Source organism: Citrobacter sp. SX206 (assembly GCF_024181025.1).
GTDB classification, from domain to species: Bacteria; Pseudomonadota; Gammaproteobacteria; order Enterobacterales; family Enterobacteriaceae; genus Citrobacter; species Citrobacter youngae.
Map to the genome: position 1 here is coordinate 1,618,737 of NZ_CP049738.1, position 12,663 is coordinate 1,631,399.

Below are 12,663 nucleotides of genomic sequence, written 5' to 3' on the forward strand. Positions count from 1 at the left end.
CGACTATGCTTTTTCCTCAAGTCTCTGAAAAGGGCAGCAAAAGGATGAGGAGAGCAGCATGATAATCTCAAAGGTATGGGTGGGTTCGCTGGCGTTACTGGCCACGATAAGCTTGCCTTTACAGGCCGCGTCACCCGTCACTGTGGGGTCAAAAATTGATACCGAAGGGGCGCTGCTCGGCAATATTATTTTGCAGGTGCTTGAGAGCCACGGCGTGAAAACTGTCAATAAAGTACAACTGGGCACTACGCCCGTGGTGCGTGGGGCCATCACTTCCGGTGAACTGGATATTTATCCGGAATATACCGGCAATGGCGCATTCTTTTTTAAAGATGAAAACGACCCCGCGTGGAAAAATGCGCAGGCCGGTTTCGACAAAGTGAAAAAACTGGACGCTGAGCAAAATAAACTGATTTGGCTAACGCCTGCGCCAGCCAACAATACCTGGACTATTGCAGTACGTCAGGATATCGCTGAAAAAAACAAACTTGTCTCTCTTGCGGATTTAGGCCGCTACCTGAAAGAGGGGGGGACGTTCAAACTGGCGGCCTCTGCTGAGTTTATTGAGCGTGCAGACGCGCTGCCCGCATTTGAAAAAGCGTATGACTTCAAACTCAATCAGAACCAATTGTTGTCGCTGGCAGGGGGCGATACTGCGGTGACAATTAAAGCTGCGGCGCAGCAGACCTCCGGAGTTAATGCCGCAATGGCTTACGGAACCGATGGCCCTGTTGCCGCGCTGGGGCTGCAAACATTAAGCGATCCTAAAGGGGTTCAGCCGATTTACGCGCCAGCGCCCGTCGTGCGTGAGTCGGTGCTGAAAGACTACCCGCAAATGGGGGAATGGCTACAGCCGGTATTTGCCAGCCTGGATGAAAAAACGCTGCAGCAGCTCAACGCCAGTATCGCCGTTGAGGGGCTGGATGCGAAAAAAGTCGCGGCAGATTACCTGAAGCAAAAAGGATGGGTGAAGTAACGGATTTGCAGCAGGTGCGTGTTGTGTCGAAGATATCCGTTAATCGGGTGCTGTTGCTGCTGGTGGTCCTGACCGTGGCCGCAGCCGCGCTTCCTTTCATCAGTTATGCCCCTAATCGTCTGGTTTCCGGTGAAGGTCGCCAACTCTGGGAGGTCTGGCCCCACATGGCGTGGGGACTGGCGGCGACACTTTTACTGCTCGTGGTTCTATGCTTCATACCCGGTAAATCCGGCAGTGTATTGACGCTGGTTGTTGTCCAGTTACTGGTGATAGCGGCGTTGTTTATGGCCGGGAAAACGGCAACGCATCTGGCTCAGACGGGAACTTCTGTCGCCAGAACCAGCCTGGGGAGCGGTTTCTGGCTTGGGGTAGGGGTGTTGTTGCTGGCTGGCAGTGACGCCATTCGGCGTATCACCGCTCAGCCGCTGTGGCGCTGGGTGCTGCATGCGCAAATTGTCATTGTGCCAGTGGCGCTGCTGCTGACCGGCACCCTTAACGATCTTTCTCTGCTCAAAGAATATGCCAACCGCCATGATGTCTTTGATGATGCTCTGGCGCAGCACCTGACTATTCTGTTCGGTACAGTGGTGCCTGCGCTGTGTATTGGTGTGCCGCTGGGCATCTGGTGCACCTTTTCTGCTTCGCGTCAGGGGCCAATATTTGCTGTGCTGAATATCATCCAGACGATCCCCTCCGTCGCGTTGTTTGGTTTGTTGATCGCGCCGCTTGCCGGACTGGTTAAGCATTTCCCGTGGCTTAGCTCGCTCGGCGTAGCGGGAACGGGCCTGACGCCGGCGCTGATTGCGCTGGTGCTGTATGCCTTATTGCCACTGGTTCGTGGCGTGGTGGCCGGGCTGAATCAGGTTCCGCGTGATGTGATGGAAAGTGCGCGGGCGATGGGGATGAGCGCGCGTCAGCGTTTTCTTTCGGTGCAGCTTCCGTTAGCGCTACCCGTTTTCCTGCGTAGCTTGCGGGTGGTGATGGTACAGACGGTGGGGATGGCGGTCATTGCCGCATTGATTGGGGCTGGCGGATTTGGCGCGCTGGTCTTTCAGGGACTGCTCAGTAGCGCCGTTGATTTAGTGCTACTGGGCGTGATTCCGGTGGTGGTACTGGCAGTGCTGATTGATGCGCTGTTTGATTTAGGCTTAGCGCTGCTGAAGGTGACAAACGATGATTGAATTTAGCCATGTCAATAAAACCTATAACCAGCAACAGGCCGTGAGCGATCTCAATCTGCATTTAGGCGAAGGGAGCTTTTCGGTATTAATTGGGACCTCCGGTTCGGGGAAATCCACCACGTTGAAAATGATCAACCGGCTGGTCGAGCATGACAGTGGGCAGATCCGTTTTGCCGGGGAAGAGATCCGTAGCCTGCCGGTGCTGGAATTAAGACGACGTATGGGCTATGCCATCCAGTCGATTGGCTTATTTCCACACTGGACTGTCGCCCAGAACATTGCCACCGTACCACAGCTGCAGAAGTGGTCACGTGCACGTATTGATGACCGAACAGAAGAACTGATGGCGTTGCTGGGGTTGGAAGCGGATTTGCGTCACCGCTATCCGCATCAGCTTTCCGGCGGCCAACAGCAGCGGGTCGGTGTGGCACGCGCGCTGGCGGCTGACCCTCAGGTCCTGCTGATGGACGAACCTTTTGGCGCGCTGGATCCGGTAACACGCAGTGCGCTACAGCAGGAGATGACGCGTATCCACCGTCTGTTGGGTCGTACCATCGTGTTGGTGACGCATGATATCGATGAAGCGCTGAGACTGGCGGAGCACCTGGTGTTAATGGATGCGGGCCAGGTGGTGCAGCAGGGCACGCCGCTGTCGATGTTGACGGCTCCGGTGAATGATTTCGTGCGGACCTTTTTTGGCCACAGTGAACTGGGTGTAAGACTGCTGTCATTGCGCACGGTGGGAGATTTTACCCGTCGTGGTGAACAGTTGGCCGGTGAGCCGTTGGTGGACGAGATGACGTTACGTGATGCGTTATCTGTTTTTGTCGCCCGTGGCTGTGATGTGTTGCCGGTGGTTAATGCCCATGGCGTGGCCCGTGGTACGTTGCATTTTCACGATCTGCTTTCGGAGACACCGCACAGTGAAACATCTGTTTGATCCTCTGCTGTGGCTCATTGCGCTGTTCCTGGTGTTGCTGGTGGGATTGCCCCACAGCCAGACACTGTTCAGCGCGTTGTTTCCCCAATTGCCGCGTCCTGTTTATCAGCAAGAGAGCTTTATGGCACTGGCGCTGGCGCATTTCACGCTGGTGGGCATTTCAAGCCTGATTGCTGTCATTATTGGCGTTGGGGCAGGTGTAGCGGTAACCCGATCCTGGGGCGCGGAATTCAGGCCGATAGTGGAAACCATTGCCGCCGTGGGGCAAACTTTTCCGCCGGTTGCGGTGCTGGCGATCGCCGTACCGGTGATGGGGTTTGGCCCGGAGCCTGCGATTATCGCGCTGATCCTGTATGGGGTGTTACCGATCTTACAGGCAACGCTGGCAGGGCTGGGAGGGATCTCTGCCAGCGTAATAGATATCGCCAGCGGGATGGGCATGAGTCAGGGGCAGCGGCTACGCAAAATCGAACTTCCGCTCGCGGCACCGGTTATTATGGCCGGGATTCGCACGTCAGTGATTATTAATATTGGCACCACAACGATTGCCTCTACCGTTGGTGCGAATACGTTAGGAACACCGATTATTATCGGGTTAAGCGGGTTTAATACCGCCTATGTGATCCAGGGGGCGCTGCTGGTCGCATTGGCCGCAGTCATTGTCGATCGCGGGTTTGAGCGATTAGCGTACTACCTTACCCGGCACGTAAAATAAAGGTATAACCTGCCAGCATCACGCCGCCGATACCACCGATGGCCATCAGCAGGAAGAGGGTTATAACACCGATTTTAGCTGCGCTCATTTTGTACTCCTTATGTGAATTCAAGGATTGTACACGTTTGTTAATAAAATATTAAATACCGAGTGGATAAATATCGTGACCTAACGCGCGCCACTCATCCAGTTGTTGGTGTTGTGCAGGGGTTTGGTTCTCTCCGCACCAGACGAGCAGGGTGCGTCCTTCAAACAGTTCGGGCCGTAGCTGATTGAGCGAGTGGGCCAGTACATCAACACGCCATCCTTGCTGGCTGGCAACCCAGCCTTCCAGCCATAAGCGGGTGGTATCGTGGATATTCCAGCCGACTACCAGGGCATCTTTACCCTGTTTTTTACGCGCCGAGGTAAGGCAAATCGCAATATAATTGATGAGCACACCGTCAAGGATCCCCAATAGCGCCTGAAGAATGGGCTGCTGGCATTGCAGACGTCGGCGTAAGGGAATGAACAAATGCGTATTGAGCGTTTGCGCAGGGTAATCCTGACCACGCTCTTTGATCCACAACCTGAGGCTGTGCAAATTGTTACTTTGCAAATAGCTCAATAGCGTTTCTTGTTGCTCACGCCAACCGTTATGCACATCAATGTTCTCATTGCTGAGTAACATTTTAACTTTACTGACCTGAACGCCATTATTTATCCAGCGTTTTATCTCACGGATCCTGTCAATGTCCGCATCGTTAAACAGGCGATGCCCCCCGTCTGTACGCTGAGGTTTTAGTAATCCGTAACGCCTCTGCCATGCACGTAAAGTGACAGGGTTGATATCACAAAGCAAAGCCACTTCACCTATCGTGTAAAGCGCCATCGTTGTCTCACTCTTGCTCGCGAGGTCCCAGTTTTACTTTAGACGCTCTTTTGCGAACCAGGTAGTTTTGTCTGTTTTTTGATCAAAAGAAGGGTGAGATTGTCGTCATACTCGCGCTTTCGAGTGATCGTTCTCACAAATTCCTGTTTTTTTGCAACAGTTCAAAGAAAGTTACGCGCAGCCCATGTATGTTACGCGCTTTTAAGAAATGTGTGGTTGGCGGGTATGTACGAGTTTAATCTGGTGTTGCTGCTGCTTCAGCAGATGTGTGTGTTTCTCGTTATCGCGTGGCTAATGAGCAAGACGCGCCTGTTTATCCCGCTGATGCAGGTCACTATACGACTGCCGCACAAACTTCTGTGTTACGTCACCTTCTCCATCTTTTGCATCATGGGCACCTACTTTGGGCTGCATATTGAAGACTCCATTGCGAATACTCGCGCCATCGGCGCGGTGATGGGCGGTCTGCTTGGCGGTCCTGTTGTTGGGGGACTGGTTGGCCTGACCGGCGGTCTTCATCGCTATTCGATGGGGGGCATGACGGCGCTCAGTTGCATGATTTCGACCATCGTGGAAGGCCTGCTTGGGGGACTGGTACATAGTGTCCTTACCCGACGTGGCCGTACTGATAAAGTGTTTAGTCCACTGACTGCGGGCGCGATTACCTTTGTCGCCGAGCTGGTGCAGATGCTGATCATTTTGCTGATTGCGCGTCCCTTTGAGGATGCCTTGCACCTGGTCAGTAACATTGCCGCGCCGATGATGGTGACCAATACCGTTGGCGCTGCGTTGTTTATGCGTATTCTGCTCGACAAACGCGCGATGTTTGAAAAATACACCTCGGCGTTTTCTGCCACTGCGCTAAAAGTTGCCGCCTCTACGGAGGGGATTCTGCGACAGGGATTTAACGAGGTTAACAGCATGAAGGTCGCTCAGGTGCTGTATGAAGAGTTGGATATCGGTGCGGTGGCGATTACTGACCGCGAGAAGCTACTGGCGTTTACCGGCATTGGTGATGACCATCACCTGCCAGGCAAGCCCATATCCTCTTCATATACTCAACGGGCGATTGAAACCGGAGAAGTCGTGTATGCCGATGGTAATGAAGTGCCTTATCGCTGTTCATTGCATCCGCAATGCAAATTAGGGTCGACGCTGGTGATCCCGTTGCGTGGTGAAAACCAGCGGGTGATGGGGACGATTAAACTGTATGAAGCTAAAAACCGTCTCTTTAGCTCAATTAACCGCACGCTGGGAGAAGGGATCGCTCAGTTGCTTTCCGCGCAAATCCTGGCCGGACAATATGAGCGACAAAAAGCGATGCTGACGCAGTCAGAAATCAAACTTCTGCACGCTCAGGTTAATCCCCATTTTCTGTTTAACGCGTTGAATACGATTAAAGCCGTGATCCGTCGTGACAGCGAACAGGCCAGCCAACTGGTGCAATATCTCTCGACTTTCTTTCGTAAGAATTTAAAACGACCGTCGGAAATTGTGACGCTGGCTGATGAAATTGAACACGTAAATGCCTATCTGCAAATTGAAAAGGCACGATTCCAGTCCCGTCTGCAGGTGACCTTAACGGTCCCGGAAGCGCTTGCGTATCAGCAATTGCCTGCGTTTACTCTGCAACCGATAGTCGAGAATGCGATTAAGCATGGCACTTCCCAGCTACTTGATACCGGAGAAGTCTCTATCACGGCTCGTCAGGAAGGGCAGTATCTGATGCTGGATATTGAAGATAATGCCGGACTGTATCAGCCCACGACTGAGTCCAGCGGGCTTGGAATGAGTCTGGTGGACAAACGCCTGCGGGAACGGTTTGGCGATGATTTTGGCATCAGCGTAGCCTGTGAGCCTGACCTCTTTACCCGAATTACTTTACGACTTCCCCTGGAGGAACTGGCATGATCAAAGTGCTGATTGTCGATGATGAACCGTTAGCGCGGGAGAACCTGCGGATCCTGTTACAGGAGCAAAGCGACATCGAGATAGTCGGAGAGTGTTCGAATGCGGTAGAGGCCATTGGTGCAGTACATAAGCTGCGCCCGGATGTGCTGTTCCTCGATATCCAGATGCCGCGTATCAGCGGGCTGGAAATGGTGGGTATGCTGGATCCCGAGCATCGCCCGTATATCGTTTTTCTCACCGCTTTTGACGAATATGCAGTGAAAGCCTTTGAAGAACATGCCTTTGATTATCTGCTTAAGCCGATTGAAGAAACGCGGCTGGAGAAAACGCTGATCCGTTTACGTCAGGAGCGCACGAAGCAGGATGTGTCGTTACTGCCGGAACATCAGCAGGCGCTTAAGTTCATTCCATGTAGCGGTCATAGCCGAATCTATCTGCTGCAAATGGATGATGTGGCGTTTGTCAGCAGTCGGATGAGCGGCGTTTATGTGACTAGTAGCGATGGCAAAGAAGGATTCACCGAGCTGACGCTCAGAACGCTGGAGAGCCGTACTCCGCTGCTGCGCTGCCACCGACAATACCTGGTCAACATGGCCCATTTGCAGGAGATCCGTCTGGAAGATAACGGTCAGGCTGAGCTGATTTTACGTAACGGACTGACTGTCCCGGTGAGCCGTCGGTACCTCAAAAGTCTAAAAGAGGCGATTGGCCTGTAAAACTGGTACACTGCGCGCTATTGCATCACCGACAGTTGAAGGCTCTATGCTAAGTAACGATATTCTTCGTAGCCTGCGCTACACCCTGAAAGCGAACAATAACGATATGGTGCGCATTCTTGCGCTTGCTGAGATGGAATCCACCTCAGCAGGTTTCGACACCTGGATGACAAAAGAAGATGAGGACGGGTTTGTTCGCTGCCCGGATATCATTCTCTCCGGTTTCCTGAACGGTCTTATCTATCATCTGCGTGGCAAAGATGATTCTGCGCCGGAACTGGCGATTGAACGTCGTGTTAACAACAATACGGTGCTGAAAAAACTGCGTATCGCGTTTTCACTGAAAACTGATGATATTCTGGCCATCATGACCGAACAGAAATTTCGCGTATCGATGCCGGAAATCACCGCGATGATGCGTGCACCGGACCATAAGAACTATCGCGAATGTGGCGATCAATTCTTGCGCTATTTCTTGCGCGGTTTAACTGCGCGAGTACATAACGCGAAGTCGTGATTTTTGGCCAGCGGCGCGGTGCTTGCAGGACCTACGGGATTTGTAGGCCGGGTAAGGCGAAGCCGACAGCCGGAAAAAAACAAAAAAAAGCCGGAGATAATCTCCGGCTTTTTTGTTATTTCACCTGCTGACCAGGTTTCGCACCGTCATCCGGGCTTAACAGGAAGATGTCTTTTCCGCCAGGGCCTGCTGCCATCACCATCCCTTCAGAGATACCGAAGCGCATCTTACGCGGCGCCAGGTTCGCCACCATAATAGTCTGGCGACCAATCAGGGCTTGCGGATCCGGGTAGGCGGAGCGAATACCGGAGAAGACGTTACGCTTCTCACCGCCAAGATCCAGCGTCAGGCGCAGCAGTTTGTCGGAACCTTCCACGAACTCGGCGTTTTCAATCAGCGCCACGCGCAGATCAACTTTGGCGAAATCGTCAAAGGTGATAGTGTCCTGGATAGGGTCATCCGCCAGCGGGCCGGTCACCGGTGCGGCTGCGGCTTTCACTTCTTCTTTGGAGGCTTCCACCAGCGCTTCTACCTGTTTCATGTCGATACGGTTGTAGAGCGCCTTAAAGGTGTTGACCTTGTGACCGAGCAGCGGTTGCTCAATGGCATCCCAGGACAGGTCGCTGTTCAGGAATGCCTCAACACGTTCAGCAAGCGTCGGCAGTACCGGTTTCAGGTACGTCATCAGAACGCGGAACAGGTTAATACCCATGGAGCAAATTGCCTGCAGGTCGGCGTCACGGCCTTCCTGTTTAGCCACGACCCACGGTGCCTGTTCGTCAACGTAGCGGTTCGCCACGTCGGCCAGCGCCATGATTTCGCGGATTGCTTTCCCGAATTCACGGCTTTCCCACGCTTCGCCAATTACCGCTGCGGCGTCGGTAAAGGTTTTGTACAGTGCCGGATCGGCCAGTTCAGCAGCCAGAATGCCGTCAAAACGCTTAGCAATAAAGCCCGCGTTACGCGACGCCAGGTTCACTACTTTGTTGACGATATCGGCGTTAACGCGCTGAACAAAATCTTCCAGGTTCAGGTCGATATCATCAATGCGCGAAGAGAGTTTCGCGGTGTAGTAGTAACGCAAACTGTCGGCATCAAAGTGTTTCAGCCAGGTGCTGGCTTTAATGAAGGTACCGCGAGACTTGGACATCTTCGCGCCGTTTACCGTCACATACCCGTGAACGAACAGGTTAGTCGGCTTACGGAAATTACTGCCTTCCAGCATGGCAGGCCAGAACAGGCTGTGGAAGTAGACGATATCCTTACCGATGAAGTGATACAGCTCGGCGTCGGAATCTTTCTTCCAGTACTCATCAAAGCTGGTTGTGTCGCCGCGCTTGTCGCACAGGTTTTTGAACGAGCCCATGTAGCCAATTGGCGCATCCAGCCAGACGTAGAAATACTTGCCCGGTGCGTTCGGGATTTCAAAACCGAAGTACGGTGAATCGCGGGAAATATCCCACTGCTGCAGGCCGGATTCAAACCACTCCTGCATTTTGTTCGCCACTTGCTCCTGCAACGCGCCGCTGCGCGTCCACGCCTGCAACATTTCGCTGAACGACGGCAGGTCAAAGAAAAAGTGCTCGGAGTCACGCATTACCGGCGTCGCGCCAGACACAACGGATTTCGGCTCGATAAGTTCAGTCGGGCTGTAGGTTGCGCCGCAGACTTCACAGTTATCGCCGTACTGATCCGGAGACTTACATTTCGGGCAGGTGCCTTTAACGAAACGATCCGGCAGGAACATACCTTTTTCCGGGTCGTAAAGCTGGGAAATCGTACGGTTCTTAATAAAACCGTTCTCCTTCAGGCGTGTGTAAATCAGCTCAGACAGCTCACGGTTCTCTTCGCTGTGCGTTGAGTGGTAGTTGTCATAGCTAATGTCAAAACCTGCAAAATCAGTCTGATGCTCCTGACTCATTTCACCGATCATCTGCTCTGGCGTGATCCCAAGCTGCTGTGCTTTCAGCATGATTGGCGTACCGTGTGCGTCGTCCGCGCAGATGAAGTTAACCTGGTGGCCGCGCATTCGCTGGTAACGGACCCAGACATCAGCCTGGATGTGCTCCAGCATATGGCCGAGGTGGATTGAGCCGTTGGCGTACGGCAGCGCGCACGTTACCAGAATTTTCTTCGCGACTTGAGTCATAGTGGGCAATTACTTCTTTTGTAGTGAAAAGGGCTTTGATAGTACCAAAATGGTAATTACTGCGCCAAGCGATAAGGGCATTTATCCGTAAATGAATAATTGTTGCGGTTGGAGTAAACTACCTGGTGACTATTGTATATTCAGAACAACAAAAAGGAGTCGGGATGAACGCACAATCCCAGGCCAAATCACCAGAGACCCTGCGCGCGATGGTTGCCGGGACGCTGGCGAATTTTCAGCATTCAACCCTGAAGCATAATCTGACGACGCTTAAAGCGTTGCATCACGTCGCCTGGATGGATGACACGTTGCACGTTGAGCTGGTCATGCCGTTTGTCTGGCATAGCGCGTTTGAGGACTTAAAAGAGCAATGTAGCGCCGATCTGCTGCGCATTACCGGTGCGAAAGCCATTGACTGGAAGCTGTCGCATAACATCGCGACGCTGAAGCGTGTGAAAAACCAGCCGGGCATAAATGGTGTAAAAAACATCATCGCCGTCAGTTCGGGTAAAGGCGGTGTGGGTAAATCCTCTACCGCCGTGAACCTGGCGCTGGCGCTGGCTGCGGAAGGAGCGAAGGTAGGTATTCTGGACGCCGATATTTATGGCCCGTCTATCCCGACAATGCTCGGCGCGGAAAACCAGCGTCCAACCTCGCCAGATGGCACCCACATGGCGCCGATCATGTCTCACGGTCTGGCGACGAACTCCATTGGTTATCTGGTCACTGACGATAACGCGATGGTGTGGCGCGGCCCGATGGCCAGTAAAGCGCTGCTGCAGATGCTGCAGGAAACCTTATGGCCAGATCTGGATTACCTGGTACTGGATATGCCGCCGGGTACGGGTGACATCCAGTTGACGCTGGCGCAGAACATTCCGGTAACGGGTGCTGTTGTGGTAACTACGCCGCAGGACATTGCGCTGATCGATGCGAAAAAAGGCATCGTGATGTTCGAAAAGGTGGAAGTACCAGTGCTGGGTATTGTTGAAAATATGAGCATGCATATTTGCAGCAACTGCGGTCATCATGAACCGATTTTCGGCACGGGTGGCGCGCAGAAACTGGCCGAGCAGTATCATACCCAACTGCTGGGACAAATGCCGCTGCATATTTCCTTGCGTGAAGATCTCGACCGCGGTATGCCGACGGTTATCAGTCGTCCCGACAGTGAATTCACCGCGATTTACCGCAGCCTGGCAGGGCGTGTTGCTGCCCAGCTTTACTGGCAGGGAGAAGTTATCCCTGGTGAGATCGCCTTCCGCGCCGTGTAATTAACAGTGTTACAAATATTCACCACATCAATAATATATTGATGTGGTGAATATATTGAGCTAAAAAGTCCACGATATATTTCATCCTGCCTTAATAAACCATGTCTTTTTCTGAATGAACGTCCTCAATGCATCATTGTAATTGATCAAATTGATCTCATTAATCTATAATTTCCATTGGATTGAACAGCGCGTTTCACCCGTATTACGCTGACAGGCCATCTGCATGTTATTTGATGTTAACCACAGAGGTGACGATAAAAATGAAAATTAGCTCGCTGATGGGAACTATAATTCTGACTTATGGAATAAGTGCATCTGCGTTTGCTTCCGATACCGCGACCTTAACAATCAGTGGACGAGTAACCGAACCAACCTGTAGTACCGATGTTGTGAATAACGACGTGCAACAGCGGTGTGGTAAGACGTTCCATTTTTCAACTGTTAACAATGTCGCTTCTTCACCTGCACGTGGGGTGGTGACGGAAATGGTTACAGTCCCTGGCGATACCACGCGACAGATCGTACTCAATCGCTACGATTAAAAAGAACGCCTTTATTAACCATATATCATTTTAATGAATGATATATGGTTTTCTATGCATAAAATAAATTTCTCCAGGCAGTTAATCGCATAAATTTATTAATTCTGAAAATAATACAAATCCTGATTTATTTGTTGCATGTATATTGCGATTTGTAACTTGTTTTAAATCAATAAAACAACGTGTTTACATTGCGGCAACGTTTCACCTGTGAGAATTTAATTTCAAGAGATAACCCCTCTTAACAAATCGAAATTAATTCATTAAGGAAGATATTATGAAACGTTCAATTATTTCTGCTGCTGTCTTGTCTGCTGTATTTATGAGCGCTGGGGTTTTTGCTGCTGATGAAGTAGGTACATTAACTATTAATGGTCATGTGGATAATAGCTCTTGCTATTTTAAAGATAAAAATAATAATAGCATAATTGAGTTACCCACTATTGATGCTTCCCGCTTTGCTAATTTGAGTACTGGGGATACAGTTGGTGATGTAAAACATGATAGCTCAACGCCGATGATTATTGTCTGTCCAGCTAATACAACTTTAAAAACAGTCAGAATTACTGGTGCAAATTTTACCTCTGGTGTACTTAATAAAACCTCGGGTGATGCTGAAGGAGTCGGTTTTAACTTAACGCTAGGCAGTAAGCAGATTACTGACGTTGAGGAAAGCGACCTTTCAGGAGAACTGACTCCAAAAACAACAAGTGATGGAGTTGAATATACTTTAGATTTTGGCGCTAAATATGCTCGCCTTGATACTGGTGTTCCGGTAACTGCAGGGGATTTATCATCAGTTTTAACTATTTCTGTTTCTGCTGACTAACCTTTCATGCCGGTGGATTCACCGGCGATACCTTTAGAA

General features: G+C 51.4%; 13 protein-coding genes. 10 read left to right on the forward strand and 3 right to left on the reverse strand.

What is annotated here, in order from left to right:
* The first annotated feature begins 58 nt into the window (after positions 1-58).
* The 4 genes from G8S19_RS07755 to G8S19_RS07770 are packed head-to-tail and all read left to right on the forward strand — an operon-like array spanning position 59 to position 3,812.
* On the forward strand, positions 59-976 hold the full coding sequence (locus G8S19_RS07755) for an ABC transporter substrate-binding protein (protein WP_048211182.1): 918 nt from the start codon (positions 59-61) through the stop codon (positions 974-976).
* Positions 964-2,157 carry an ABC transporter permease gene (locus G8S19_RS07760; RefSeq protein WP_048211183.1) on the forward strand — a complete coding sequence of 398 codons (1,194 nt, stop codon included), beginning with the start codon at positions 964-966 and terminating at the stop codon, positions 2,155-2,157. Before G8S19_RS07755 ends, G8S19_RS07760 begins: the two co-directional genes overlap by 13 nt.
* Positions 2,150-3,097, forward strand: coding sequence for an ABC transporter ATP-binding protein (locus G8S19_RS07765; RefSeq protein ID WP_086523389.1), 948 nt, complete (start codon positions 2,150-2,152; stop codon positions 3,095-3,097). Before G8S19_RS07760 ends, G8S19_RS07765 begins: the two co-directional genes overlap by 8 nt.
* Positions 3,081-3,812, forward strand: coding sequence for an ABC transporter permease (locus tag G8S19_RS07770; protein ID WP_101741579.1), 732 nt, complete (start codon positions 3,081-3,083; stop codon positions 3,810-3,812). The genes G8S19_RS07765 and G8S19_RS07770 overlap by 17 nt, the downstream gene beginning before the upstream one ends.
* Here G8S19_RS07770 and G8S19_RS07775 read toward each other — a convergent pair.
* Both G8S19_RS07775 and mlrA read right to left on the reverse strand, forming a co-directional pair.
* Positions 3,793-3,900 (reverse strand): protein YohO, encoded by a 108-nt coding sequence (locus tag G8S19_RS07775; RefSeq protein ID WP_003027354.1) that lies wholly within the window; start codon positions 3,898-3,900, stop codon positions 3,793-3,795. The genes G8S19_RS07770 and G8S19_RS07775 overlap by 20 nt on opposite strands.
* Positions 3,901-3,951: 51 nt before the next feature.
* Positions 3,952-4,683 (reverse strand): HTH-type transcriptional regulator MlrA, encoded by a 732-nt coding sequence (gene mlrA, locus G8S19_RS07780; RefSeq protein WP_253686412.1) that lies wholly within the window; start codon positions 4,681-4,683, stop codon positions 3,952-3,954.
* 225 nt (positions 4,684-4,908) lie between these two features.
* On the opposite strand from mlrA, the gene G8S19_RS07785 reads away from it, so the two are divergent.
* Genes G8S19_RS07785 through G8S19_RS07795 form a run of 3 tightly spaced genes read left to right on the forward strand, consistent with a single transcriptional unit; the run spans position 4,909 to position 7,827 of the window.
* Complete coding sequence (locus G8S19_RS07785) at positions 4,909-6,594, forward strand: sensor histidine kinase (protein WP_061068154.1); 1,686 nt, start codon at positions 4,909-4,911, stop codon at positions 6,592-6,594.
* A complete protein-coding gene (gene btsR, locus G8S19_RS07790; RefSeq protein ID WP_005129174.1) occupies positions 6,591-7,310 on the forward strand; it encodes a two-component system response regulator BtsR in 720 nt (239 codons plus the stop codon). The genes G8S19_RS07785 and btsR overlap by 4 nt, the downstream gene beginning before the upstream one ends.
* A gap of 46 nt (positions 7,311-7,356) precedes the next feature.
* A complete protein-coding gene (locus tag G8S19_RS07795) occupies positions 7,357-7,827 on the forward strand; it encodes a DUF1456 family protein (RefSeq protein ID WP_005129173.1) in 471 nt (156 codons plus the stop codon).
* Between the two features lie 115 nt (positions 7,828-7,942).
* On the opposite strand, the gene metG is transcribed toward G8S19_RS07795, so the two are convergent.
* Positions 7,943-9,976 (reverse strand): methionine--tRNA ligase, encoded by a 2,034-nt coding sequence (gene metG, locus G8S19_RS07800; protein ID WP_101741581.1) that lies wholly within the window; start codon positions 9,974-9,976, stop codon positions 7,943-7,945.
* 164 nt (positions 9,977-10,140) lie between these two features.
* On the opposite strand from metG, the gene apbC reads away from it, so the two are divergent.
* The 3 genes from apbC to G8S19_RS07815 all read left to right on the forward strand — a co-directional run bounded on the left by apbC (position 10,141) and on the right by G8S19_RS07815 (position 12,624).
* Positions 10,141-11,250 carry an iron-sulfur cluster carrier protein ApbC gene (gene apbC / locus G8S19_RS07805; RefSeq protein WP_048211189.1) on the forward strand — a complete coding sequence of 370 codons (1,110 nt, stop codon included), beginning with the start codon at positions 10,141-10,143 and terminating at the stop codon, positions 11,248-11,250.
* A 263-nt stretch (positions 11,251-11,513) separates the two neighbouring features.
* Positions 11,514-11,795 (forward strand): DUF2574 family protein, encoded by a 282-nt coding sequence (locus G8S19_RS07810; RefSeq protein ID WP_071887363.1) that lies wholly within the window; start codon positions 11,514-11,516, stop codon positions 11,793-11,795.
* A gap of 277 nt (positions 11,796-12,072) precedes the next feature.
* A complete protein-coding gene (locus tag G8S19_RS07815; protein WP_115643174.1) occupies positions 12,073-12,624 on the forward strand; it encodes a fimbrial protein in 552 nt (183 codons plus the stop codon).
* The last annotated feature ends 39 nt before the right edge of the window (positions 12,625-12,663 follow it).